The sequence below is a fragment of the Pseudomonas sp. TREG-RG-20F-10-E-6-01 genome, from assembly GCF_022662455.1.
In the GTDB taxonomy this organism is placed as follows: Bacteria; Pseudomonadota; Gammaproteobacteria; order Pseudomonadales; family Pseudomonadaceae; genus Aquipseudomonas.
On record NZ_JAKNQP010000002.1, the window covers coordinates 139,874 to 162,585 of the forward strand.

At 60.5% G+C, this 22,712-nt stretch carries 26 protein-coding genes and 1 pseudogene; 11 read left to right on the top strand and 16 right to left on the bottom strand.

Annotation, left to right across the window (positions count from 1 at the left end; all coding sequences use genetic code 11):
- Nucleotides 1-136: 136 nt before the first annotated feature.
- From selD to L8K08_RS07070, 4 genes are all read left to right on the top strand, one after another.
- Nucleotides 137-1,186, top strand: a complete 1,050-nt coding sequence (selD, locus tag L8K08_RS07055; protein WP_145158651.1) for a selenide, water dikinase SelD — start codon at nucleotides 137-139, stop codon at nucleotides 1,184-1,186.
- Nucleotides 1,187-1,214: 28 nt separating this feature from the next.
- Nucleotides 1,215-1,958: a sulfite exporter TauE/SafE family protein gene (locus tag L8K08_RS07060; RefSeq protein ID WP_277933579.1), complete on the top strand. Its 744-nt coding sequence runs from the start codon at nucleotides 1,215-1,217 to the stop codon at nucleotides 1,956-1,958.
- A 73-nt stretch (nucleotides 1,959-2,031) separates the two neighbouring features.
- Complete coding sequence (locus L8K08_RS07065; protein ID WP_277933566.1) at nucleotides 2,032-3,228, top strand: aminotransferase class V-fold PLP-dependent enzyme; 1,197 nt, start codon at nucleotides 2,032-2,034, stop codon at nucleotides 3,226-3,228.
- Nucleotides 3,225-4,142, top strand: a complete 918-nt coding sequence (locus L8K08_RS07070; protein WP_242195367.1) for a DHH family phosphoesterase — start codon at nucleotides 3,225-3,227, stop codon at nucleotides 4,140-4,142. Before L8K08_RS07065 ends, L8K08_RS07070 begins: the two co-directional genes overlap by 4 nt.
- A gap of 71 nt (nucleotides 4,143-4,213) precedes the next feature.
- Here the strand turns inward: L8K08_RS07070 and L8K08_RS07075 are convergent, their stop codons facing one another.
- The 3 genes from L8K08_RS07075 to L8K08_RS07085 all read right to left on the bottom strand — a co-directional run bounded on the left by L8K08_RS07075 (nucleotide 4,214) and on the right by L8K08_RS07085 (nucleotide 6,113).
- Nucleotides 4,214-5,119 (bottom strand): HNH endonuclease, encoded by a 906-nt coding sequence (locus L8K08_RS07075; protein ID WP_242195370.1) that lies wholly within the window; start codon nucleotides 5,117-5,119, stop codon nucleotides 4,214-4,216.
- Nucleotides 5,120-5,253: 134 nt separating this feature from the next.
- Nucleotides 5,254-5,673, bottom strand: coding sequence for a DUF6691 family protein (locus L8K08_RS07080; protein WP_242195372.1), 420 nt, complete (start codon nucleotides 5,671-5,673; stop codon nucleotides 5,254-5,256).
- A gap of 5 nt (nucleotides 5,674-5,678) precedes the next feature.
- Nucleotides 5,679-6,113, bottom strand: a complete 435-nt coding sequence (locus tag L8K08_RS07085) for a YeeE/YedE family protein (RefSeq protein WP_242195375.1) — start codon at nucleotides 6,111-6,113, stop codon at nucleotides 5,679-5,681.
- A gap of 298 nt (nucleotides 6,114-6,411) precedes the next feature.
- Between L8K08_RS07085 and L8K08_RS07090 the strand changes: the two genes are divergently transcribed.
- The 3 genes from L8K08_RS07090 to L8K08_RS07100 all read left to right on the top strand — a co-directional run bounded on the left by L8K08_RS07090 (nucleotide 6,412) and on the right by L8K08_RS07100 (nucleotide 8,313).
- A complete protein-coding gene (locus L8K08_RS07090) occupies nucleotides 6,412-6,819 on the top strand; it encodes a hypothetical protein (protein ID WP_242195376.1) in 408 nt (135 codons plus the stop codon).
- 97 nt (nucleotides 6,820-6,916) lie between these two features.
- Entirely contained in the window at nucleotides 6,917-7,957 is a 1,041-nt protein-coding gene (locus L8K08_RS07095; protein ID WP_242195377.1) for an alpha/beta fold hydrolase, read from the top strand.
- A gap of 20 nt (nucleotides 7,958-7,977) precedes the next feature.
- Complete coding sequence (locus L8K08_RS07100; protein WP_145158679.1) at nucleotides 7,978-8,313, top strand: phosphotyrosine protein phosphatase; 336 nt, start codon at nucleotides 7,978-7,980, stop codon at nucleotides 8,311-8,313.
- Nucleotides 8,314-8,388: 75 nt separating this feature from the next.
- Here L8K08_RS07100 and cynS read toward each other — a convergent pair whose 3' ends face one another.
- On the bottom strand, nucleotides 8,389-8,859 hold the full coding sequence (gene cynS / locus L8K08_RS07105; protein ID WP_242195379.1) for a cyanase: 471 nt from the start codon (nucleotides 8,857-8,859) through the stop codon (nucleotides 8,389-8,391).
- Nucleotides 8,860-8,979: 120 nt separating this feature from the next.
- A complete protein-coding gene (locus L8K08_RS07110) occupies nucleotides 8,980-9,603 on the bottom strand; it encodes a carbonic anhydrase (protein ID WP_242195382.1) in 624 nt (207 codons plus the stop codon).
- 111 nt (nucleotides 9,604-9,714) lie between these two features.
- Here L8K08_RS07110 and cynR point away from each other — a divergent pair, with 111 nt between their 5' ends.
- Complete coding sequence (gene cynR / locus L8K08_RS07115) at nucleotides 9,715-10,599, top strand: transcriptional regulator CynR (RefSeq protein ID WP_242195386.1); 885 nt, start codon at nucleotides 9,715-9,717, stop codon at nucleotides 10,597-10,599.
- A gap of 14 nt (nucleotides 10,600-10,613) precedes the next feature.
- On the opposite strand, the gene L8K08_RS07120 is transcribed toward cynR, so the two are convergent.
- Entirely contained in the window at nucleotides 10,614-10,802 is a 189-nt protein-coding gene (locus tag L8K08_RS07120; RefSeq protein ID WP_242195389.1) for a DUF1737 domain-containing protein, read from the bottom strand.
- A gap of 278 nt (nucleotides 10,803-11,080) precedes the next feature.
- Here L8K08_RS07120 and L8K08_RS07125 point away from each other — a divergent pair.
- Nucleotides 11,081-12,192, top strand: a pseudogene (locus L8K08_RS07125) (GntR family transcriptional regulator).
- On the opposite strand, the gene panB reads toward L8K08_RS07125, so the two are convergent.
- Together panB and L8K08_RS07135 are read right to left on the bottom strand one after the other, a co-directional pair.
- Nucleotides 12,180-12,995, bottom strand: a complete 816-nt coding sequence (panB, locus tag L8K08_RS07130; protein WP_242195392.1) for a 3-methyl-2-oxobutanoate hydroxymethyltransferase — start codon at nucleotides 12,993-12,995, stop codon at nucleotides 12,180-12,182. The pseudogene L8K08_RS07125 and the gene panB sit on opposite strands and share 13 nt — an antisense overlap.
- Before the next feature lie 164 nt (nucleotides 12,996-13,159).
- Nucleotides 13,160-14,116: a glycoside hydrolase family 6 protein gene (locus tag L8K08_RS07135; RefSeq protein ID WP_242195395.1), complete on the bottom strand. Its 957-nt coding sequence runs from the start codon at nucleotides 14,114-14,116 to the stop codon at nucleotides 13,160-13,162.
- A gap of 81 nt (nucleotides 14,117-14,197) precedes the next feature.
- Between L8K08_RS07135 and L8K08_RS07140 the strand changes: the two genes are divergently transcribed.
- Nucleotides 14,198-14,365, top strand: a complete 168-nt coding sequence (locus L8K08_RS07140; RefSeq protein WP_145158695.1) for a DUF2986 domain-containing protein — start codon at nucleotides 14,198-14,200, stop codon at nucleotides 14,363-14,365.
- Here L8K08_RS07140 and L8K08_RS07145 read toward each other — a convergent pair.
- The 8 genes from L8K08_RS07145 to L8K08_RS07180 all read right to left on the bottom strand — a co-directional run bounded on the left by L8K08_RS07145 (nucleotide 14,336) and on the right by L8K08_RS07180 (nucleotide 21,923).
- Nucleotides 14,336-15,319 (bottom strand): helix-turn-helix domain-containing protein, encoded by a 984-nt coding sequence (locus tag L8K08_RS07145; RefSeq protein WP_242195396.1) that lies wholly within the window; start codon nucleotides 15,317-15,319, stop codon nucleotides 14,336-14,338. The genes L8K08_RS07140 and L8K08_RS07145 overlap by 30 nt on opposite strands.
- 4 nt (nucleotides 15,320-15,323) lie before the next feature.
- Entirely contained in the window at nucleotides 15,324-15,866 is a 543-nt protein-coding gene (locus tag L8K08_RS07150; RefSeq protein WP_242195398.1) for an isochorismatase family protein, read from the bottom strand.
- A gap of 113 nt (nucleotides 15,867-15,979) precedes the next feature.
- Complete coding sequence (locus L8K08_RS07155) at nucleotides 15,980-17,320, bottom strand: MFS transporter (RefSeq protein ID WP_106576583.1); 1,341 nt, start codon at nucleotides 17,318-17,320, stop codon at nucleotides 15,980-15,982.
- A gap of 171 nt (nucleotides 17,321-17,491) precedes the next feature.
- On the bottom strand, nucleotides 17,492-18,430 hold the full coding sequence (locus L8K08_RS07160; RefSeq protein ID WP_242195401.1) for a biotin-dependent carboxyltransferase family protein: 939 nt from the start codon (nucleotides 18,428-18,430) through the stop codon (nucleotides 17,492-17,494).
- Nucleotides 18,427-19,191 carry an allophanate hydrolase subunit 1 gene (locus L8K08_RS07165; RefSeq protein ID WP_242195403.1) on the bottom strand — a complete coding sequence of 255 codons (765 nt, stop codon included), beginning with the start codon at nucleotides 19,189-19,191 and terminating at the stop codon, nucleotides 18,427-18,429. Before L8K08_RS07165 ends, L8K08_RS07160 begins: the two co-directional genes overlap by 4 nt.
- 86 nt (nucleotides 19,192-19,277) lie before the next feature.
- Complete coding sequence (locus L8K08_RS07170; protein ID WP_242195406.1) at nucleotides 19,278-19,703, bottom strand: VOC family protein; 426 nt, start codon at nucleotides 19,701-19,703, stop codon at nucleotides 19,278-19,280.
- Between the two features lie 110 nt (nucleotides 19,704-19,813).
- Nucleotides 19,814-20,689, bottom strand: coding sequence for a LysR family transcriptional regulator (locus tag L8K08_RS07175; RefSeq protein WP_242195409.1), 876 nt, complete (start codon nucleotides 20,687-20,689; stop codon nucleotides 19,814-19,816).
- Nucleotides 20,690-20,711: 22 nt separating this feature from the next.
- Nucleotides 20,712-21,923 carry a YeeE/YedE family protein gene (locus tag L8K08_RS07180; protein ID WP_242195412.1) on the bottom strand — a complete coding sequence of 404 codons (1,212 nt, stop codon included), beginning with the start codon at nucleotides 21,921-21,923 and terminating at the stop codon, nucleotides 20,712-20,714.
- A gap of 329 nt (nucleotides 21,924-22,252) precedes the next feature.
- Between L8K08_RS07180 and L8K08_RS07185 the strand changes: the two genes are divergently transcribed.
- Entirely contained in the window at nucleotides 22,253-22,690 is a 438-nt protein-coding gene (locus tag L8K08_RS07185) for a MarR family transcriptional regulator (protein WP_145158711.1), read from the top strand.
- Nucleotides 22,691-22,712 lie beyond the last annotated feature (22 nt).

Below are 22,712 nucleotides of genomic sequence, written 5' to 3' on the forward strand. Positions count from 1 at the left end.
TTCAAAATGCCGCCATGGCGTCATATTTCTGCAATGAAACCATGCGATTTTTGTCGGCGGAAATAGGACATAACAGCCAGCTCTAGCACGCTAAGCCGCTGTTTTAATTATGGAAAATGGACTTTAAGGAAAGCCGATGTCGATGTTTTGTCAGATTATGGATAAATCTGAGAGTGGTGGGTGCGGGTGCAAGATCCCATCCAGCGTGTTAACGAAAATTCTGTCGCAAACTGCAGCAGCCAATACGGTGTCGGATGACAAAGTGGTATTGGGCTTTGAGTCTTCTGACGATTGCGCCGTCTATGACGCAGGTGAAAAATACCTTTTATTCACCACCGATTTTTTCTCCCCGATAGTCAACGATCCTTATGTCTTCGGCCAATTGGCAGCCAGCAATGCTGTCAGCGATATCTTTGCTTCAGGCGGAAGTCCGCTGATTGCCAACTCGATCATGGCGTTCGACCCGGAACTGATTTCGGCCGAGCAGGTAACGCAGATGATCCTGGGCGCCCAGTCGGTGATGAACAAGTTCAATGTGAGCATCGTCGGTGGCCATACGATCAAGAACAGCCAGCCCTTGTACGGTTTCTCGATCATTGGTGAGGTGGAAAAACACCGGCTGAAGAAAAACAACACCGCCAGGGCCGGAGATTTGCTGGTCATGACGCGTCCGATCGGTGTCGGCATCCTCGCCAATGCCCTGAAGACCGGCGTGATTGAGCAAGAGGATATTGCCGCGTCGACGCTTGCCCAGATCACCGGCGACAACGCGTTTGGCCGCACGCTGAGCGAAAGTCCTGAAGTCAGCAGTTTGACTGATATCACCGGGTTCGGCCTGATCGGCCATATCAGTGAGATGGTCGGGCTGGGGCAACTGGATGTTGACCTGGACACGAGCGGCCTGGTTTTTTATGACGGTACAGAGTCATTGGCGGTGGCGGTGACGTCGGCTGACAGCGGTATTTTTTCTAACCTAAAAAAGTACGCGCAGAACGTGGAGTACCTGGCTGATCTTCCCTTGGCTAGAAAGTTTCTGTTGCATGACCCGCAAACGAATGGCGGTTTGCTGTTCACGGTGAGTGCCGAAGGGTTTGAAACGAACCGTCGAGCGTGGCAGGCGCTTTGCCCTGATCTGATTGTTATTGGTCGGATGAAGGAAGGGACCGGCAAGATCAAGGTCTGCTGAGATGGTAGCCGTGACAATCTACCCGGTGATGGTCGGTGTGGGCGTGATGGCGGGTTTTATGTCAGGTCTGTTCGGTATCGGTGGGGGCATCATCGTGACGCCCCTGTTGGTGCTGATTTACCCGATATTGTCCGGTCAGAAACTGCCGATTGAAGTCGTGACGGGGCTGTCTTCCGCACAGGGCTTCTTTTCGTCCCTCGTGTCGTTCGCGCTGCACCGCATCAAGTTTCAGCCCGATTGGCGAGTGATCAGAAGCTTTGCCGTACCGATGGCTGTCGCCAACTTTTTTGCCTCGCTGAATGCTGATGCTTTCAGCGAAAACTTCATCCTGTTCGTCTTCGGCCTGCTGGGGTTGATGTCGTTGTTGGTCACGTACCTGTTCCGTAAACCGGTGGCCCTGTTGTGCAACCATCAATCGCTGTCGTTGCCACTGATAGGGCTGGTGCTGGGCGTATTGTGCGGCCTGGTTGGACAGGGCGGCGGGTTTATCTACTTGCCTGTGCTGATCAGCTTGTTTGGTCTGCAGATAAAGCAGGCCATTTCGACCTCGGCGCTGATCGGCATCATCGGCGCAAGTGGGGCGTTGTTCGGCAGAGTGGGTTCAACCATGGACTTTCTCGGCTACACCGGTGAGTTGGTACTGGGGATATTGGTGGGTGGTTTCCTTGGAGCCATGCTTTCTCATCGGCTGGACTCGCGGCACCTGAAACAGGCGCTGAATGCTTTCGTTTTGCTGTGCTCGCTCCAACTCATGCTGCGCGTGCTTATTTGACCTGTGAGTCTCTGTTCGCACCTACGAGCAGCATCCTGAATGACATAAAAAAGAAAACCTGGAAGTGTTTGATATGGATATTGCTGTGGATGCAGTTTATGCCGACGTCTGTGGGTCGGCTCCGGTTTCAATGGGTGTGAGCAACATGCTTCAGGCATTGTTTTCGACCCGCCAATGCGCCAACCCCAATGCCAATCATGCCCTGGGCGTTGCGTTGCTCGAACGCGTCGAACGGGCGCGTGGCAGCATCGCCAGCCTTTTGAACGTGGACGCCGACTGCCTGATTTTCAATAGCGGCTCCAGTGAGGGCTGTGCCCAGGTGTTTCATGGTTTTTTCGAACGCTACAAGCATGAGCAACCCTTGGTGTTGTACTCAGCGATCGAACACGCCTGCACCCTGCAGAACATAAACCGCTACGGTCTGGAAGGCCTGCAAGCCATAGCGATCGGGCATCAAATGAACGGACTGCTCGACACCGACCAATTGGAGCAGCTGCTGCGTGCCCATGCAGGTCGTCCGACCCTGGTTTGCGTTATGGCCGTGCATAACGAAACCGGCGTGATTCAACCGATCGAAGACATCGCCCGACAAGTGAAGGCTGGAGGTGGCTTGCTGTTTTCGGACATGACCCAGGCCATCGGCAAAATCCCTGTGGACCTGCACGCATCCGGCGTTGATTTCGCCATTGCGTCAGGACACAAGTTCGGGGCGTTGCCCGGTGCCGGTTTTCTGTACGCCAGAAGCCGCTACGGGTTGTCGCCATTGATTGTTGGCGGCGGCCAGGAAGGTGGGTTGCGCGGGGGTACTCAGAACTATCCGGGCATTCTTTCGATTGAAACCGCGTTGCAGGAGAAACAGCACACCTACGGCACCGGCAAAGTCGCGGTACAACAGAGCCGGGAAACGTTTGAACGTACGCTGCAAGCGATGCTGGGCGAAGTGGTCGTGATCGGTCAGCAAGCACCGCGTGTGCCTTGTGTGAGTTTTGTTGCATTGCCAGGGGTCAATACAAAAAAACTGCAGTGGGCCTTGAACACGCAGTCGATCTACATCACCGGTGGGTCGGCATGCTCGGACAAGAAACTGAGCCTGTCCAACACGGTTACACAACTGGGATATCCCGACCGGGTCGCCGGGGCCACGGTGCGCATTTCCATCGACGAAGCACATTGTCAATTCGCCTATGAGCGGATTCTGGAGGGTATCGCCCAAGCGCTGAAGCTGTCTTCGACTGTCCCGGCAGCTCACACTGTGACCCACGTGTCATGAGGGTGGTGACCTCAGGCTCGGCGTACCTGGACATCGACGCGTATGCCTGTTGCATTGCGTACGCCGAGCTGTTGAATCACCAGGGCGTTGATGCACGGGCCGTCAGTAGCGCCCCGCTCAATGTCAGCATCTGCAGGACCGTGCTCGGCTGGCAATCATCTCTGGACGATTATCGGCCGAGAGCGGGTGATGAGTTCGTGTTGGTGGATGTCTCCGACTACCACCATTTCGACCCGCTGGTGGTGCTTGAGCAGGTGGTGGAAGTCATTGACCATCACCCAGGCTTTGAAAACTATTGGGCGCAGAAGCTCGGACCTGCGGCAGACATCCTGCCGATCGGCGCAGCGGCAACGCTGATTTTTCAGCGTTGGGAAGCGGCAGAGCTGTTGCCGCTGATCAGCGAAAAAAGTGCTGCGCTGCTGGCCACGGCCATTTTGGACAATACCCTGAATTTCACCGGGCAGTTGACCACCCAAGCGGATATCCGGGCGTATGAAGTCCTCGCAGAGCGGGCGAAGCTGGAGGCCGACTGGCCCGAGCGGTATTTCTCCGAGTGCCAAGCCACTGTCGAGTCAGACCTGATTGGCGCGTTGGCGGTTGATGTGAAGCGGCTGAAAGCCGAGAGCAACCTGCCGCAGGTTTTCGCGCAGCTGGCGGTATGGGATGCCAGTGCGCTCATCCGAACGCATCGTGCAGCGATCGGTGACTGGCTGGCGGCGCAGGGTGGAGACTGGCTGTTGAACGTCATCAGCATCCGCGAGTGCAAAAGCTACTTTCTGGCTGAGCCCTTGGTCAGCCAACAAAAGTTGAGCCATTTGCTGTCGATTGAATGGCAGGCCGCAATGGCGGTGCTTGAGCCCGCGCTGCTACGCAAGGAACTGTTGAAGCTGGGGTTGGCCGCCTCTGCGGTTTGAGTAAACCGCAGCTGGTTTTGTAGTTGCGTCGAAGGGCTGTTTTTGGCCGACTTCTGCCAGTCAGTGAGACCTCAACTTGCGCCAGCAAAATACTCGCTTTCCTCAGGGGCATTTTTCCAGGATTCAAGAGCATTGATCACGTCTTGGCTGACAAGGGTGCCATTGTCCACGAGGCACAGCACTTCTGAAGCGACAGCCTTGTTTTGAGGGATAGTTCCGAGCTGGTAGCCTGGAAAGTAAGACCCTGCGCTTGCAAAGCGAGGACGGATGTTCACTACGATGAGTGGCGCGATCACGACGCTATTGGTCTCGTCGTGGAGAACCTCAAGCTTGATCAAGAAAAGAGATAGCCCATTAGGATCTGAGTCATAGTCAGTCTCCAGGCGGAATGTTACTCGCTCCGTCTCCTGAGGCTTTACTTCGTGGTGGACCTTTATGCGCGAAACTGCCCCTTCCTCTTTGTATATCTTCAGGTCGTACGTTGCCGAGATAGGTACAAGACTATGGTGGTGATTAGTCAACGTTTCCCAGTGCTTGAGCGTGGTTGCCCTAACTTCTTTTATAAAAGTGACTTGCGTACCGCGATTGACCAGCTTCACCTCTAAAGAGGTGATGTAGTCGTCGTTTTCGCCGCTACAGCTTTCAACTTCATACAAATCAACAATCTTGAGACCCGGAGCAGTATCCACCAGATGCTTTGGCACAGGGTTCAAGATTGAAGCTGCAAGCAGTTGTTTGTAAAGCCTCAACGCTTTTCGATCAATGATGTCCGCGTGCGCCATTTTATGATGTTTGTCGCAGAGAACGATTAGGTTGCTTGGATCATTATTCTCACGGTTGTGATCGATATGGTGAATTTCCAGGTAAGTGTGCTCAGTACACTGATTAATTGCGCAGCAATGACCACTCTCAACTTTAATTGCTCTGGCAACCTCTGCCGCAATGGTGGGGCGTTTCGTTGTGTAGATGCTATCCATGCTCTTACTCGCAGATATCTGAGTTATTTTTTTATCGAGAAATTCCAGCAAATCAGTCAGTTGCTCAAGATCGACTACCGGGTGCGGTGTACCCCTGCCAAGAAAGCTTCCCTAAAAATCGGGGTCAACCCCCATCAAGACATGCGCCGGCCTTCCAGGCTGGAAAACACATACATACCCACCAGCATCGCCACTACGAAGATGAGAATTTGCCAGTGCCCGGTAAACAGAATGGCAACCGCTGGCCCAGGGCAGATACCCGCCATTCCCCAGCCAATACCGAACACCACGCTGCCCCCTATCAAGCGCACGTCCAACTCCCGGTTAACAGGTAACTGCATGGGCGCCGCGAGTAAGGACAGCTTGTTCTTGCGTGCCCAACTCATAGGGATAACCGCCACGGCGATGGCCCCGACCATCACCAAGGCGAGTGACGGGTCCCAGGCCCCGGCCACATCGAGAAACGCCAACACCTTGGCGGGGTTGGCCATGCCGCCCAAGAGCAGGCCCAGGCCAAAGATCAGCCCGGCGAGAAATGCGGTCAACTTGAGCATCAGCTTCAAACCCCCAGCACATGACGGATGAGGTACACCGTTGCAAAGCCGGCGGCCATAAAGCACACAGTCGCCACCAGGGAGCGGGGTGACAATCGAGAGATCCCACACACGCCGTGACCACTGGTACAGCCGGAGCCGTACCGGGTTCCCAAGCCGACGAGCAGGCCCGCCATCAACAAGGCCGGCCACTGTGCCGTGATCTCGATCTGTGGCAACACGCTAAACAGCTCCCACAGCAATGGCGCAATCACCAGGCCAAGAAGAAACAACGCTTTCTCGCCCCAGCCCTCACTGCCAAACCGCATCACGCTTCCCAGCAAGCCGCTGATACCTGCGACTCGGCCATTGGCGAGAACAAACACGCTGACGGACAGCCCGATCAAGGCGCCTGCGCCTAGTGAAGTCCAAGGCGTGAAGTTGATCCAATCAATGCTCATTTTGCATTTCCTGCACAGGAGGGTGGGTGAGGGCTGTTGATCAGCGAAGCATCATAACCATCCGTGCGGGTCTGGGTCTGCGCAAATCAGGTTTTGCTGCCGCCCCCATGAAATGGGTGAAGCGCTGCTCCCAGTAAAAACGAAGAGTAAAAACGGGTTAAAAACGTAAAACCGGGGTCAGACCACCTTTTATAATAGTGGTCTGACCCTATTCTTCACGACCAGATACCAAACGCTTCACGTCTATAAAGCTGGTAAAAACACGCCAACCAAACCCCATCTTTCTCGGAACCTCGCCATGCCGCGCCTTCTCCCCCTTCTGCTCTTGCTTCTACCCAGCCTGGCCCACGCCCTCCCCGCCCTGAAAGACACCACGCTCTACACCACCACCGCCCACAACTGCGAGGACGTCAACCTGGCCACGTGGCAGCACCCCACCCGCACGTTACTGGAGAAGAACAACTTTCAGCTCGAACGCATCCAGCTATGCAACGGCGGTCGTTACCCGATTTTCCAGGTACAAGCGCCCTACGACCCACGCGGTCAGACCAAGGATTTTTTCCTGCCGTTGTATGAGCACATGCGCAAGGCCAACGGTAAATGGCCTTACGCGTTGGTCGACAGCAGCGACGCGGTGGTGGTGTACGTCAGCTACCCGAAAGACGATGAGATCTCCCTGGATTACGAGGGTTTCGAAGCGCCGTAGAAGCGCGTTTCAAGCGTTGCAGGTGACCCGGCAGGGGATGCATTGCGAGGGCATTTCAGGTAATGATGCGCCACCCAAATCAAGGACGATAAAAACAATGAAAACCGCGCTGCGCGCCCTGTTCCTGCTGTGCCTATCCACGCCCGCCTTCGCGGCCGAAAGCCCGGTGGGTTTCAAGACCGCCACGCTGCCCGATGCCACACACCAGCGCCCGCTGGAACTGGTGGTCTGGTACCCCGCCGCCACCACAGCCCAACCCGAGCTGATCGCCGACAACGCGGTGTTCATCGGCGCCCTCGCCGTGCCCGACGCGCCACCGGCTGCCGGCAAGCATCCGTTGGTGGTGCTGTCCCACGGCTACGGCGGCAATTGGGGTAAACAGGTGTGGCTGGCCAGTGCCTTGGCGCACCAGGGTTATATCGTGGCTGCGGTCAATCACCCCGGCACCACCACCAAAGACCGCAGCCCGCAAGCCGCCGCGCAACTGTGGCAGCGCCCGGCCGACCTGAGCCGCGCTATCGACGCGGTCTTGGCTCAGCCGCAGCAATTTGGCGCGGTCGCGCCTACCCGGATTGCTGCGGTGGGCCACTCCCTCGGCGGCTGGACCGTGATGGAAATCGCCGGGGCACGCTTCGACCCCGACCTGTTCAGCCGCGACTGCGCCGAACACTCGAAGTTGGGCGGCTGCATCGGCTACCAGCAAATTAACCCCGCCGCCACGCCCGCCGGCAAGGCCCAGTTGGCCGCTGACTTGAGCGACAAACGCATCACCGCAGTTGTGTCACTGGACCTGGGCTTGTCGCGAGGCTTCACCCGCGCCAGCCTGGCCGCACTGCCGGTGCCAGCGCTGGTGATCGCCGGGGGCGTGCCAACCGAGGACATGTCGCCCGAATTGGAATCCGCCGACATGGTCAAGCGCATGCCAACACCCTCCACGCAGTACGTGGAGATCAGCGACGCCACGCACTTCAGCTTTATGCCGATCTGCAAGCCGGGTGGCATGGCATTGATAGAAGAAAGCTCGCCGGGCGATGGCATGATTTGCCGGGATGGCGAAGACGCGCGGCCACGGGCGGTGATTCAGCAGCAGGTGGTGGCGCTGATTACTGGGTTTCTGGCACGGCCCATTCACCCTTAACCAAGACGTGTGGACAGGCAATGAATAGCCCAATCAATCTGCTCTTCGTGTGCAGCCGCAACCAGTGGCGTAGCCCTACCGCAGAGGCCATCTGGCGCCGTCGCCCCGGCTTCAATGCGCGCTCGGCGGGCACCAGCCCGAATGCGCGCAAAACCATCGGCGCCGCGGATATTCGATGGGCAGATGTGATCTTCGTCATGGAGCGTAAACACCTGCATCGCCTGCAGGCAGACTACGCGCGGTTGCTTGAACACAAGCCGCTTTACTGCCTGGATATTCCGGATGACTTTCGCTACATGGACCCTGAACTGATGGAGCTGCTTGAAGACACCGTCGCGCCTTATCTCAACACCTAGGCGTGGTGCACTGGCCCAACCTATGCAACAGCCGTGGCCCGGTCACCTCGCAGCGCCGGGCCATGTGAAGCGTGATCAGAACGGTTTGGTCGGCAAGTACTTACCATCCAGGGTAATCACCGCGCGCGAGCCACCGTCTGGGTCTTCGACTTTTTTGACGTCCAGCTTGAAGTTGATCGCGCTGATGATGCCGTCGCCAAACTTCTCGTGAACCAGTGCCTTGAGCGTGGTGCCGTAGACCTGAATCATTTCGTAGAAGCGGTAGATGGTCGGGTCGGTCGGGACGCCGTTGCCGATGCTGCCGCGCACGGGGATGGTTTGCAGCAGCAGCACAGCGTCCGCGTCGAGGCCCAGGGTGTCGGCAACGGTTTGGGCGGCGTCGGCCGGCAGTGGGTGTTGGCCGAGCAAGGCGGCGGTGACAAAGGCTTCGTGCAGGCCGGTGCCTTCGGCGATCTGGGCGAACGACAGGTCTTTGCGGGCCTTGGCCAGCAGGATGACGTCGGTCAGGGCAAGGCGAGTGTTCTGGCTGATTTGTGACTGGATCATGGGGTTATCTCCGTGGTTAAAACTGTGGGTGAAACGGCTGATGAGGAAAGCGCCAACAATCAACTGTGCGAGCTGGCTTGTCGGATCGACGCACCGCTGCGATGCAGACACCTCGGTGTATCAGGCAGGGTAATCGGCCAGTGGCACAAAGGTGCCGGTGCGGCTATCGAAGGCCTGGATGCAGCCGCTTTCGATGTCGTAGACCCAGCCATGCAGGGTCACGCGCTTCTCTTCGAGGGCCAGGCGTACCGAGGGGTGCGTCTGGATATTGGCCAATTGCGCGATCACATTTTCGCGGACCATGGAGGCGACTTTGGCGTGCTGGTCGACATGCTGGCGAGCCTCGTTGACCACCCGGCCGGAGTCGGCGTAGCGCAGCCAGCTGGCCACGGCGGGCATGTGGTCCAGGCATTTGCAGGTGGCGATGGCGGTCATGGCGCCGCAATCGGAATGCCCGCAGATCACGATGTCGCGGACCTGCAAGGCCGCCACGGCGTACTCCACTGACGCCGACACACCGCCCGGCTCCGGGCCGTAAGACGGCACGATATTGCCGGCATTGCGGATGACAAACAGCTCGCCCGGCTCACGCTGCGTGACCAGCTCGGGCACCAGGCGGCTGTCGGAGCAGGAGATAAAAAGCGCCCGTGGGCTCTGCTGGTTGGCCAGGTCTTTGAACAGGCCGGCGCGCTCGGGGAAGGCACTGCGCTGGAATTTCAGGAAACCGTCGATGATGTCTTGCATGGGTAACTCCTTTGAATCGCGATGCGATGGAGCAAAGGTTACGGAGCCCGTGCAATAAGGTAAAAGTCTCATATATGATCCAGCACATTAGATAATCTTATGAGTACAAACATGCTGGCACGCCATATCCAGTACTTCTTGGCCGTCGCAGAACACCAAGGCTTTACCAAAGCGGCGGCGGCCCTGCATGTCTCGCAACCGGCGCTGTCCCAGCAAGTGCGGCAGTTGGAGGAGAGCCTCGGTGCCCAGTTGTTTGATCGATCCGGCCGCCAGACGCGCCTGACCGATGCCGGTGAGGTGTACCTGCGCTATGCGCTGCGGGCGGCTCAGGAACTGCAGCAAGGCAAGCGCGCGATCCATGACGTGGGCGATCTGAGCCGCGGGACGTTGCGGATTGCCGTCACGCCGACGTTCACCACCTACCTGGTGGGGCCGCTGGTGGAGGCCTTTCACGCCCGCTATCCAAACATCACGCTGAATGTGCGTGAGGTCGCCCAGGAACAGATGGAAAACCTCCTGCTGGCGGACGAACTGGATGTGGGGATTGCGTTTGATGAGGTGCACGCGCCCGACATCGACGCCACGCCCCTGCTGGTCGAAACCCTTGCGCTGGTCGTCGGCAAGCAGCACCCGCGGGCTAAGGAACGGGTTATTGGGCTGGAGGCGTTGAATGGCGAATCACTGATTTTGCTGGGCAAGGAATTCGCCACCCGCGAGCAGATTGACCGCTATTGCAGCACGCACGGCATTCGCCCACGCGTGGTGATGGAGGCCAATGTGATTGGCGCGCTGATTGAGGTGGTACGCCGGACCACGCTGTCGACACTGTTGCCGGCGGCGATTGCACGGGCGCACCCGCAGTTGGTGGCGATTGAGCTGGGGCCGCAGCGGTTGCAGCGCACCGCCGTGTTGATGCAGCGCAAAGGGGGTTATCAGCCGGCGGCGGCGCGGGCGTTTTTGGCGTTGGCCAGGGACGTCGCCGAGGGGCTGACCTGACAGGGCAAACGTGCCTACTTACCAGGCCCCCAAACAATGGCCTGAGCCACCACGACGTACTCGCCGTTGAAGGTGGCCGCTGGCGAGCCATATAACTGATAACCCAGCGCAAGGGCTTCAGAGACACGGTGACAAAACGCGGCGTCATCCTTGCCCGTCAGTAGCCGGTAAACAGGTAATCCATCGGGCGGCGTGGTTTGCATGGTGTGGTTTTCCTGGTCGACATGAAAGTATCAGGCCCGAACGCATCGTACGGCCCGTGAACGAACCGACAGCAGCATCCATGATTTCCTGCTTCGGCTCAAATCTGGCAATCCGATAAGCACAGCGGCGCGCGCGCGCTCGTCAGGAACCTTAAGGGTGTACAGCTTGATCATGGGGGCTGCCGTTGAGTTCCGTATCACATCGCCTTGAGTAATACTGGACCGGCCCCAACCCCGATGTATTCCCCGTTTAACCTAGTCGAGTAGCGCGAGTGGTCATGGATAGAACTAAACACAGCGCTTTCGCCTATCAGGCGGTGTACCGCTACCTGGTCGAGTTGATCGACGCCGGCCCGCCAGACGGCGAACGCAAACTGCCGTCTCTGCGCCAACTGGCCGAGCGCCTGGGTGTGTCGGTGTCGACCACCAAGTACGCCTACGCGCTGCTTGAAGATCAAGGGCGGATCTACGCCAAAGCCAAATTCGGCTACTTCACCCGATCGCTACCTGCGCCGTTATTGACTGAAGGCACATCAAGCCTGCTCGACCAGGTGTTTGCCACGGCCCGCCAGCCCGGGATGCTGGCGCTGAGCAGCGATGCCCCGGCGATGCTGCTGTCGCTGGAAAACCCGCTGCTGATGCTCGAGCGTGAACTCACTCGCCAACACCCGCGCTCGCTGGCGCCGCTGTACCTGCCGTTCGGCGAGCCCGAATTGCGTGCCGCACTGGCCGAGCGCTACACCCAGTCCACCGACCGTTACTGGCAGGCCGACCATGTGTTTATCGGCGCGGACTTGCACGCGGTGTTGGACGCAGCGCTCAACGCGCTGGACCTCGCCGGCACGGTGGCTTCGAGCCGCAACCGGCGCGCTATCGCGACTTTGCCGACCCGCAGAAGCTGTTGGTGTTTTCGACCTTCGACAAAGTCATCGGCTCGGAAGCGCCCTATGGGTACGTCCTGAGTCGCGGGCAAGGCCCGCAGTTGCAGCGAGAGTTTCTCAAGCGCGGGTTCCGCCTGTCGCCTATCCGTCAGAAGGCGATCACCAAACTGTTCACGTCCAAGCGCATCGACCCACATTTGAAAGCGCTGCGGGCGCTGCTGCGGGAGCGCATGACCCAACTCGGCGCGCTGCTGAGCGAACACGATCAGTGGCAGGTACGCCGCCCCCACGGCGGCGCGAGTTTCTGGCTTGAGGCTTCGCCCGCCGTCGACATGCGCAGGGTATTCGAGCGTCTGCGCGCCGAGCGCATCGTCATTGCGCCAGGCGAGCTGTTCAGTCAGCAAGGTGCCTGGCGCCATCACCTACGCCTGAGCTACACCCTCGACTGGGGCAAGGATATCGCCCAGGCCGTAAATCTGTTGGCCCAGGCGATGCGTCAAAGCCCGTAGCAATGCCGCGCCTCGGGGAATCGCCCGTGGCGTACGTCATCGGTAAAGCGCTCGCAGGCATCGCGAATCACCGCGCCGACATCCGCGTACTGTTTGACGAAACGTGGCAGGTGCTCACCGCCCAGGCCCAGCACGTCTTCGGTGACCAACACCTGGCCGTCGCAGGCGGGCGAGGCGCCGATGCCGATCGTCGGCATTTTCGCGTCCTGGGTGATCTGCCGGGCCACACCTTCAGCCACGCCTTCCAGCAGCAGGCTGAAAGCGCCCGCCTCCAGGTTGGCATGCGCATCTTCAGCGATCACCGCAGCGGTTTGAATCGTGAGGCCCTGCGCCTTGAAGCCGCCCATCACATTCACAAACTGCGGCATCAGCCCCGCATGGGCCATCACCGGAATGCCGCGCGCCACCAGAAACTCAACCGTGCTGGCCAGGGCCTGGTTGGCTTCCAGCTTGACCGCATCGCAGCCGGTGCGCGCCAACACCTGGGCGCAGTTGCGAAACGCCTGCGCGTGGGATTCCTGGTAGCTGCCAAACGGCATGTCGGCGATGACACAGGCCAGGCGCGTGCTATCGACCACTGTGCGAGTGTGGCCGATGATTTCTTCGAGCTGCATGCTCAAGGTTGAAGGCCGGCCATAGCCGACCATGGCCGTGGAATCACCGACCAGAATGAAGTCGACCAACGGGTCGATCAGCTTGGCGATGGTGCTGGAGTACGCCGTCAGGGAGACGATTTTCTGCTGGCCTTTCATCGCGACCAGTTGCGGGACGGTGGTGCGTTGGGTGCGGGTATGCGTGCTCATCAAATGGCTTCCGTTTGCGCTGAATACCCGGCCTGATTATTGGCAAAACACCCGGTGATTCAATGCACAGATCGGCGCTGAAAAGCGACCCAGATGCCAAGACGTTCCGTTGTGGCGAGGGCCGTTGCGCGTTCGCCAACAGCACCGGGGTCACGCAGAGGGGTTTATTTGCCCTCGATCAACCGCAGCGCCAACGGCGCGCTGAACGTGCCGGCCGCCGGCCCACCATGGCAGTCGGCGATGGGCGAAGAGGCGCCGTCCGAGTTGCCCGGCAGCTTGATCCACAGCGCCAGCAGGTTGGGCGTGACGACGCGCGGCAGCATGCCCAGCTTGCGCGCAGGCGGGTTGCACCAGTCGCCACGGACGGCGCCGTTGCCGTTGCGGCTGGTGTCGACAACCACGGCCTTTGTGTAGGCGTGATTGGCAAAGAGCCTGGCGTTGATCCGGTCGGCGTAGTCACGGGATTGATCGAGCGTGTAGAAATTGGAGACGTTCAGCGCAAAACCGCGCGCGTTTTTTACCCCGGCCGCATGCAGGGCATCGGCCATCTGCGCGGCGGGCTTCCAGTGCGCGTTACCGGCGTCCAGGTACACATCCGCCTGGGGCGCGCGTTGCTTGAAACCTGAGACTGCGTAGTTGAACAGCGCCAGGCGCTCGTCTCGCTGAGATTGGCTGAGGCACTGCATGTCCGGCAAGGCGTCGGGTTCCAGGACGATGATCGCCGGTTTGCGGCCAACGCCGTTGATCAGGTGGTCGATCCAGGCGCGATACGCTGCCGCATCGGCCGCGCCGCCTGCAGAGGCGCCGCCGCTGCAGTCACGGTGCGGCAGGTTGTAGGCGACCAGAATCGGTGTGGCGCGGGCCGTGGCGGCGGCGGATACGTAGCGGTGCACACGCGGCTCGAGTTGATCGCTGCCCTGGCTGCTTCCGGTCAGCCACAGGGCACTCGGCACCTGGGCAATGGCCACACGGATGGTTGCCGCGTCGGGCGCCTGCGGGTTGTGTTTTACCCACTGGGCAGCGTTCGATTCGGGATTGATGTAGAAGGCGTCGCCGGCGTGGGCGGCCGGTAGCACCGATAACAACACCAGACTGGCAACGCCAACGATGAACCTGAGCATATGTTGACTCCACAAGGCCGGGGCCTGACGCACTGCCTCAAGCTGATATCATGCGATCAATTAGCCGCTGAGTAGCACACCATGAACCGCCAGAAAAAACTGCAGCAGCTCTTCAAGGCCAAAGCGAAAAAGGCCAGCGCCAAATTGGCCCCCAAGAGCAAAGATAAATACATCAGCAAAGCCGACCGCGCCAAACTCGAAGCGCAGGCCGATCAAGCGTCAACCACCGCCACCGACACGCCCAGCTGAAGGCGTCCCCGCTTCATATTTGCCCCAGATACGTCGCAGGTGCCGCGCCGAACCAAAGCCCGCGCGCTCGGCGACGGTTTCCATGTCCAGGGTCGACTCGACCAGTAATTCACGCGCCACGGTTAAACGCAGGGTGTGCAGATAATCCAGCGGACTGATGCCGACGTGTTCGTGAAACAGTCGCGCCAGGTGCCGGCTGCTGGTGCAGGCCAGGCTGGCCATACGCGTGACGGTCCACGGCTCACACGGGGCTGCGGCGACGGCGTCCTGCACCCGATGCACGGCGGGATGCAGGTGATTGCGCCCGGCGATCCAGGCCGACAGCTGTGGATCGGCACCGCTGCGGCGCATGTACACCACCATGTCCCGCGCAACCGCGCAGGCCAGTCGCGGCCCGGCCAGCTCTGCAACCCAATGCAGCATCAGGTCGATGCCGGCAGTGACGCCAGCGCTGCAACTGATGTTGCCATCGGTGACGTACAAGCGGTTTTCCAATACTCGAGCCTTGGGCGCCAGGGTTTGCAAAGAGGCGCACAGCGCGTGGTGCGTGGTGCATTGGCGTCCGTCCAGCAGCCCGGCGCGGGCGGCGCTCAAGGCGCCCGCACAGACGCAGACCAGTTTCTCGCCAGACGGCGCGAACACCGCTTGCAGCCACTGGGTCAGCACGCTGCTGGCCGAGTCAAATGCCTGCAGACCCGCCTTGCTGACCTTCGACGTGGAGCCCACCAATACCACCAGCGTGCCCGGCGCCAGGGTTGGCGGAAGCGGCGCCAACCCGGTCAGGGGCAAGCCGATGGACGTTTGCAGCGTTTCAACCGGGCTGACGTACTTCAAGTCGAACTCAACGGCCGTCGAGTCCTCGACCTGAGCGGCCAGGCGCAGCACTTCGGCGGGACCGGCCAGGTCCAGCATCAGCACGTTGGGCAGTAGCACAAACAGCACCGGCACGCTCACGGGGTCAATTCTCCAATGCCTGGGCAACCGTGACGATGCGCGCAAAGCGGCCTTCCAGCACCAACTCCGTACGCTCGCGTATTTCGGCTGCGGTATAGACCCGGCCGCTGCGCGCGTGGGTCATCGGGAAGGTCAACGTCGCTTCGCTGACAAAATCCACACCCAGGCCACTGTCCGACGCCTGCCGCGTGGTGGTTTCACAGCACTGTTCGGTGCGAATGCCGCTGATGATCACTGTGGTCACTCCCATTTCCGTGAGCCACGCCGCCAAGGGCGTGCCGGCGAAGGCGCTGTGAAAGCGCTTGTGAATGACCCGGTCAGGGTTGATCGACAATTCGCCCAATGCCCGAACATTGCCCGAGGCCAGCGAAAAATGCCCCTGGTCTTCCACATGGAAGACTTGTATCACCGGGATGCCCTGTTGAACACACCCATCAATGAGGGCCTGCTGCTTTTCCAAGTAACCCGGCAGGTCATTTTCGGACCAGTAGCTTGAATGGCGGAACGAATGCTGGGCATCAATAACAATAAGGGCTTTGCGGCTCATGAGGTGTCCTGTTGGCGTGCAGTTCAATGAATGATGCAGCCATACTAGGCAGTGCGGCAGGTGAGCAACAGGCACGTGCCGGACCACTTGAGGACGTATTCGGACATCCATTGTCAGCGACGCAAAGCACCTTGCGAGGTTTCACGCAGGGTGGTCAGGGCAATCAACGCACAGACCGCCGCGCCGGCCATGAAAAACCCCGGGATCAGCAAATTGCCGGTCGAGCCGATCAGTGATGTGACGATATAAGGCGTGATCCCGCCGCCCAGGATGGCGCCCAGATTGATGCTGATGGCCATGCCGGTGTAACGAACCCGAGTGGGAAACTGCTCGGCATAGGTCGGGTAGCCCACCGACTGGATCACCGGCATCGGCAGCGTCGCCACAAAAAACGCCAGGACCGCGATGAACAGGCTGCTGTTGTTCATCAACACCATCATCGGAATAACCAGCACCGCATAACCGACAAAGCCGATGGCCAGGGCTTTCTTGCGCCCGATGCGATCCGACAGCCCGCCCCAGAACGGCATCAGCGCGGCCATGCACAGGCTGACGCCAGCGATGACCCAGTAGATCTTGGACTTCTCGAAATGCAAGTAGGTGGTCAGGTAGATGTTCATGAACACCAGGCCGATGTAGTAGCCGGCGTTCTGTGCAAAGGCGAACACCACCACGCGCAGCACCGCCGGCAGGTTCTGCGTGAGCACCTCCTTGACCGGCGCGGTGGGCGGCTTTTCCACGGCGAGAAAGGCTTTGAACTCAGGCGTCTCCTCGACGTTGTGGCGCATGATGCACGAGAAGATCACCAACGGAATCGCCAGGAAAAACGGGATACGCCAGGCCCAGGCTTGCAGCTGCTGTGCATCGACCAGGCCGGTGGTGATGCCGCAGATGATCGCTGCCATCGACCCGCCAATCGCAACACCCACCGGCGTGAAGGCACCGTAGAAGCCACGGCGGCCCTTGGGTGAAGACTCGGCCAGAAAGGCCGCAGCGCCGATCACCTCACCGCCGGCGAAAAAGCCCTGCGCCAGCCGGATCAGCACCAGCAGGATCGGCGCAGCAATCCCCACGTGGGCCGCCGTCGGCAACAGCCCGATCATCGCGGTCGCGGTGCCCATTCCGATGACGGTGCTCAGCAATACTTTGCGCCGACCGATGCGGTCCGCCAGCCGCCCGAGCAGAATGCCGCCCAAAGGCCGGATCAAGAACGCACTGCCAAACACCGCCAACGTGGCCAGCAGCGCGGCGGCGGCGTTATCACTGGGAAAAAACAACGGCGCGATAATCGTCGCCATAAAGCCGTACACACCGAACTCGTAATACTCCACCGCAGTGCCCGTCGCGGCAGCGATGGCTGCCCGCTTGGCGATCCTGGTGGCGCTGCTGTCAGCGGTCTTGTCGAATTCGCCCAAACGCGGCGATGGGATGGGAGTAGCGATCACGCGAGACATAAACACCTTCCACTCTGACCGTTGGTCATTTGAGTTATTGAGGTGGACAGTTCCACCCAGAAGTAAACCCGTCAGGTTGCGAGGGGTTTTAATGCTCGACAGTTAAAAGTTTGAACGTGGGCTTAATCATCTAGCGCTCCTGTTTTTATTATGGGTAGCGACGGCTTTTGCTCAGTGGGCGGCCTCCAGTCGTTGCAGCGCGTGTGCACGCGCCACGAACAACGCTTGAGCCGTGGGTAAATCAATCAGCGAGAATCGAATGTCATCGCCGGGCAACAGTTGCGCCAGCTTGGGTAAATCCACACTGGCCACCTGGGCGATACGCGGGTAGCCACCGGTGGTTTGCCGGTCGGCCATCAGCACAATCGGCTGACCGCCGGCGGGCACTTGCACGGTGCCGAATGCCACGCTTTCGGACAGCAGCTGACGGGGCTGCGTCAGGTCCAGCGCAGCGCCGTCCAATCGATACCCCATGCGATCCGAGGCAGCGGTCAGCTGATAGGGCTCATGCAGGAAGTCATGGCGAGCCGTTTCGGTGAAGTCGGCCCATTCGCGCCCCGGCAGCACCCGAATGGAAGCTGGACGTGTCGGCGCGCCAAGCCGCCAGCCCGCAGGAATATTCAACCGCACGGGGTTTGCGAACGATGAGCAAATGGGGATCACATCGCCGGCTTGCAGTGCGCGCCCCGACAGCCCGCCAAACCCTCCCCGGCTATACGTGCTGGCGCTGTTCATCACCGGCGTGAGCAGATAACCGCCGGCCACGGCCAGATAGGCCCGCGCGCCGTACTCACGCTTCTCGAAGCCAAGCATCGCGCCCGGTTTGACGCGCACGGCGTGCCCGGGTTGCAGCGCAACACCGTCCAGGCGCGCGCCCAGGTCAGCCCCGGCCAGGGCGATCAGCGCCTGTGCCTGAAAGCACAAGACCGGGCCTTGAAGGGTGATTTCCAGGGTTGCAGCAGTGGTCGGGTTGCCCACCAACAGGTTGGCCAGCGCATGCGCGTCCTGGTCCATGGCGCCGTTGACCGGCACGCCCCAATGCTGGAAGCCCACGCGGCCGGTGTCTTGAAAGGTGGAAAACAGACCGGGCCTGATCACTTTGATGGTCATCGCTGCGCTCCGGCCAGTTGTTCAAATTCACGGGCGGTGATGGGCACGAAGCGCACCTGATCGCCACCGCTCAACAGGCAAGGCGGCTGATTGACCGGCGAAAACATCGGCAACGGTGTGCGGCCCACAATGCTCCAGCCACCCGGCAAATCAGCGGGGTAAATCACGCTTTGACAATTGGCCAGGCCGACACTGCCGCGCGTGACTAGCGTGCGCGGTACGGCGCGGCGCGCCAGTTTCAGCGCAGGCTCGTGCATGCCGATATAGGGATGGCCCGGTGCGAAACCGACCATCAGCACATCGACCCACTGCCCGCTGTGTGCGGCGATGACTTCGCTGGGTGTGATGGCGCAGGCGTTGGCGATGTCCAGCAGATCCGGCGCGTAGTCGCCCTCATAGCACACCGGGATTTCCAGGCGCTTTGGCGTGATGCGCGCCAGGTGGTGCTGTTGAGTCAGGGCGTTTTCCAACACCTGGGCAATTGCGTCGTAGGGCACTGATCCGGGGTACAGCCTGGCGATGATAGGCGGGGCATAATGCACGCCCACGGACACCATCGCCGGGATCACATCGGTCACGCCGCCAAGCAGCCCACGCGCCAACAGGTCATGCAGCGTGGCACTGAACGCCACGGCACGGCGGTTGGCCTGCGCGCTGAACAGCGTTGCAAACACCACCACGATGCAGCTGTCGCCACACGGCTCGAACTGCCAGTGCCGTTCGGCACGCACAGGCCGAAAATCACAGTCAACGTCAGACATCACGTCACTTCTCTCATGCGGCAGGCATGCAGCTTCACGTCTTATTGACGCCGTCGCTCGGGTGGCGACGGTCGCGCGGATGACAACTACTTGGCGAACAACTGGCTCATGTCCTTGAACGCCTTGAACTCCAGCGCGTTGCCGCACGGGTCAAACAGGAACATGGTGGCTTGCTCGCCGACCTGGCCCTGAAAGCGGATGTAGGGTTCGATCACAAACCGGGTTTCACGCGCTCTGAGCCGATCGGCCAGGGCTTCCCATTGGTCCCAGTGCAGGATGATGCCGAAATGCGGGACCGGTACGTCGTGACCATCGACAGGGTTGGAGTGCACCGACTCCTGGGATTGAGTCTTGGGGTGTTCGTGGATGACCAACTGGTGACCGTAAAAGTCGAAATCGACCCACTGCGCGCTGGAGCGACCTTCGCGAAGGCCAAACACGTCGCCGTAGAAGTGGCGGGCGGCGGCGAGGTCGTAGACGGGAATAGCTAAATGAAAGGGCGAAAGGCTCACGGTGGCTACCTGCGGGTTCTGTTATTCAGAACCCGATTCTTCACCAGAAAGACCGTGCGATAAAGCGCATATCTTTCGTCCTGAGCCTCAATTTTTTCGATGCTCGCGCCCTACTTCGGCGCACCGAGCACTTCCATGATGCACGCCCTGAATAACGCGAAGAGCGGCAGTTGGCGCTGGGTGTACTTGGTGAGCAAGACGATTTCGCGATGGAAAGTCAGCTCGTCCAATCGCAAAACCCGCACGTCGCTGCCGTGTTCCAGCCACAAGCCGGCCAGTGGCACCAGGGACACGCCGAGGCCGCTGCGGACCATCTTGACGATGGCGTCCAACTCATCAAGCTCCAGCGCCTGCTGCGTCTGGATCTTTTGCTCCTTGAGAAACTGCGTGACCTGGCGGCCACCGAACGAGCCCCGGTCGTATCGCACAAACGGCTGCTCGCGCAGGATCTGCAACGGGTCATCGCCCGGCACGTCCTTGGCGGTGATCAGCACAAAAGGCTCGCGGGCGATGACCTCGACATTCAGCTCCTTTGGCAGGTTGAACGGCGGGCGAATCATGATCGCCAGGTCCAGTTCACCGGCATCGACCTGGCTGAGCAGGTTCAGCGAAACCCCCGGCACCAGGTTGACTTCAATGAACGGCGCACGCTGTTTGAGGGCCACCAGTGCCTTGGGCAGGATGCCGGTCTGCACACTGCCGATGGCGCCGATGCGCAACGAACCGTGGAAGTTGTTGGCCCTGTCGGGCGTGCCCATGCGCGAGAAAATATCGAGGATTTCCTCCGCCAGTGGCACCGCACGCTGCCCTGCCGAGTTGAGGGTGGCCGAGCGGCCGGTGCGGTCGAACAGCTTCACCCCCAGCGCGTCTTCAAGGTGCTTGATCTGCGCGCTCACGGCCGATTGCGTCAGCCCCACCTGCTGGCCGGCAGCGGCAAAAGTGCCGCGCCGCGCGGCGCTGACGAAGGTCCTCAGTTCTCGAATCATGCCGCATACCTCACTGGTTCGCTCAGCAGCCGCTCAACGCCACCTGCGGCCGCTCGCCCGCAAAGAAGAAGGGACGCAACCGCACGCCCACGCCGTTACCGATAAACGCCGCCACCAACCATACCCAGCCATGCAGGCTGCCTGAGGCGATGCCGCTGAAGTACGCGCCGATATTGCAACCGTACGCCAGGCGCGAACCGTAACCCAGCAACAAGCCACCGATCACCGCCGCCACCAGCGAGCGCGCGGGGATTTTCAGGCTTGGCGCAAAACGCCCGGCCAGGCCGGCCGCCAGCAGCGCACCGAGGACGATGCCGATGTCCATCACGCTGGTGATGTCTTCCCACACCGGTGCGGCCAGGGCCTTGGCATTGCCCGGCACCTGCCAGAACACCCAGCTGGCCACGTCCACACCCAAACCGCTGGCGACCTTGGCGCCCCACAGCGCGAACGCCGAGGTAATGCCCCACGGCCGCCCGGCCAGCGCCAGGGTGGCGTAGTTGAGCAGCGCCAAACCAATCGCGCCCCATACCAAGGGCCACGGCCCGCGCAGGAAACGGCGCAGGCCGGTGTGCTCGCTGGTCACGCCTTCTTCCAGTTGGCCATGACGGTCCTTCTCCAGGCGCACGGTGACGGCTGCAATGATCGCGAACACCGCCAGGCTCAAGAGCAGCGCTGGTACGACGCCGAAGCTTTTGACGATGGACACCGCCGGAAACGCCGGCAGTGCAAACCACCAATCAACATGGTGGGTGGCGATCAACGACCCGCAAATGAAGAAGAACAACGTCACCAACATGCGCGCATTGCCGCCGCCCACCGTGAACAACGTGCCCGAGGCACAACCGCCGCCCAGCTGCATGCCGATGCCGAAGATAAACGCGCCAAACACCACCGACACGCCGGCCGGCGCCACCAGCCCGACCACCGGCTGACCCAACAGCGTGCCTGCCCCCAGCGCCGGGAAAAACAGCACGACCGCCACCGCCAGCATCACCATCTGCGCTCGCAAGCCGGCGCCACGCCGATCATTGATGAACACGCGCCAGGCCGAGGTAAAGCCAAAGGCGGCGTGATACAGGGTCAAACCCAGTGCCGCGCCGACCACCAGCAACAGCACCTGGCGTGAGCCGACACTGCTTTGCAGGAACACCGCGCCCGCCACCAGGATGATAAACGCCAGCAGCGGCGCGATGGGTTTGCGCGCGGGGGCAAGGGAGAGAGAGGTACTCATCGGGGATCTCGGGTTGTTTGAGTTTGAAGGTTTGCAATGGGGGCGAGTATAAACCGAGGGCCGTGGTGTGGTGCGCTCGCTTATTTTGGCCAGCGGGCTTCCTGTGACGAGCGGGCTTGCCCCGCGCTGGGGCGCGAAGCGGCCCTAAAACCTGCCAGCGAGGTCTTAATGGAAAATCGCGTTAACCGAACTGGGGCTGCTTCGCAGCCCAACGCGGGGCAAGCCCGCTCGCCACAGGAAGCCCGCTCGCCACAACAAGTAGCCTTTATGAAGAAAAATTTATACAGCTAAACTGTAGAGTTTTCCTGCACGGGTGCTACGGTTAAGGCATGACCGACTCTTCTCCTGGCACCGCCACCCTGGCCGCCGAACTGCGCATCTCACTGGGCAAGCTGATCCGCCGCCTGCGCGAACAGACTCACCCCGATGATTTCACCACCGCGCAAAAGTCGGTGTTGCTGCGCCTGGACCGCGATGGCCCGACGACCGTGTCCGCCCTCGCCCGCGCTGAAAGTGTGCGGCCGCAGTCGATGCGCATCACCGTGGCCGGGCTTGAGGCAATGCAAGCCGTCAGCGGCAAGCCGGACCCATCCGATGGCCGGCAGACGCTGATCGAACTGACGCCCACCTTGCGCAAACACCTGACCCAAAGCCGCGCCGCCAAAGACGATTGGCTGCTGCACGCGCTGCAAGAACAGCTGTCACCCCAGGAACAACATGAACTCGCCGCTGCGGTGAAACTGCTGGAGCGCCTCGCCGACTTTTGAATCACCCGATTGAGGAAATAGC

Excerpts from the sequence above, each read along its gene's own strand:
- panB (WP_242195392.1), bottom strand. The coding sequence starts at position 12,995 with ATGAGCACGCATACCCGCACCCAACGCACCACCGTCCCGCAACTGGTC.
- L8K08_RS07070 (WP_242195367.1), top strand. The coding sequence starts at position 3,225 with ATGAGGGTGGTGACCTCAGGCTCGGCGTACCTGGACATCGACGCGTAT.
- cynR (WP_242195386.1), top strand. The coding sequence starts at position 9,715 with ATGCTGGCACGCCATATCCAGTACTTCTTGGCCGTCGCAGAACACCAA.
- L8K08_RS07180 (WP_242195412.1), bottom strand. The coding sequence starts at position 21,923 with ATGAGTACCTCTCTCTCCCTTGCCCCCGCGCGCAAACCCATCGCGCCG.
- L8K08_RS07120 (WP_242195389.1), bottom strand. The coding sequence starts at position 10,802 with ATGCAAACCACGCCGCCCGATGGATTACCTGTTTACCGGCTACTGACG.
- L8K08_RS07075 (WP_242195370.1), bottom strand. The coding sequence starts at position 5,119 with ATGGATAGCATCTACACAACGAAACGCCCCACCATTGCGGCAGAGGTT.
- L8K08_RS07150 (WP_242195398.1), bottom strand. The coding sequence starts at position 15,866 with ATGAGCCGCAAAGCCCTTATTGTTATTGATGCCCAGCATTCGTTCCGC.
- L8K08_RS07185 (WP_145158711.1), top strand. The coding sequence starts at position 22,253 with ATGACCGACTCTTCTCCTGGCACCGCCACCCTGGCCGCCGAACTGCGC.
- L8K08_RS07085 (WP_242195375.1), bottom strand. The coding sequence starts at position 6,113 with ATGAGCATTGATTGGATCAACTTCACGCCTTGGACTTCACTAGGCGCA.
- L8K08_RS07175 (WP_242195409.1), bottom strand. The coding sequence starts at position 20,689 with ATGATTCGAGAACTGAGGACCTTCGTCAGCGCCGCGCGGCGCGGCACT.
- L8K08_RS07095 (WP_242195377.1), top strand. The coding sequence starts at position 6,917 with ATGAAAACCGCGCTGCGCGCCCTGTTCCTGCTGTGCCTATCCACGCCC.
- L8K08_RS07090 (WP_242195376.1), top strand. The coding sequence starts at position 6,412 with ATGCCGCGCCTTCTCCCCCTTCTGCTCTTGCTTCTACCCAGCCTGGCC.
- L8K08_RS07135 (WP_242195395.1), bottom strand. The coding sequence starts at position 14,116 with ATGCTCAGGTTCATCGTTGGCGTTGCCAGTCTGGTGTTGTTATCGGTG.
- L8K08_RS07140 (WP_145158695.1), top strand. The coding sequence starts at position 14,198 with ATGAACCGCCAGAAAAAACTGCAGCAGCTCTTCAAGGCCAAAGCGAAA.
- L8K08_RS07160 (WP_242195401.1), bottom strand. The coding sequence starts at position 18,430 with ATGACCATCAAAGTGATCAGGCCCGGTCTGTTTTCCACCTTTCAAGAC.
- L8K08_RS07165 (WP_242195403.1), bottom strand. The coding sequence starts at position 19,191 with ATGTCTGACGTTGACTGTGATTTTCGGCCTGTGCGTGCCGAACGGCAC.
- L8K08_RS07155 (WP_106576583.1), bottom strand. The coding sequence starts at position 17,320 with ATGTCTCGCGTGATCGCTACTCCCATCCCATCGCCGCGTTTGGGCGAA.
- L8K08_RS07110 (WP_242195382.1), bottom strand. The coding sequence starts at position 9,603 with ATGCAAGACATCATCGACGGTTTCCTGAAATTCCAGCGCAGTGCCTTC.
- cynS (WP_242195379.1), bottom strand. The coding sequence starts at position 8,859 with ATGATCCAGTCACAAATCAGCCAGAACACTCGCCTTGCCCTGACCGAC.
- L8K08_RS07100 (WP_145158679.1), top strand. The coding sequence starts at position 7,978 with ATGAATAGCCCAATCAATCTGCTCTTCGTGTGCAGCCGCAACCAGTGG.
- selD (WP_145158651.1), top strand. The coding sequence starts at position 137 with ATGTCGATGTTTTGTCAGATTATGGATAAATCTGAGAGTGGTGGGTGC.
- L8K08_RS07080 (WP_242195372.1), bottom strand. The coding sequence starts at position 5,673 with ATGCTCAAGTTGACCGCATTTCTCGCCGGGCTGATCTTTGGCCTGGGC.
- L8K08_RS07065 (WP_277933566.1), top strand. The coding sequence starts at position 2,032 with ATGGATATTGCTGTGGATGCAGTTTATGCCGACGTCTGTGGGTCGGCT.
- L8K08_RS07060 (WP_277933579.1), top strand. The coding sequence starts at position 1,215 with ATGGTCGGTGTGGGCGTGATGGCGGGTTTTATGTCAGGTCTGTTCGGT.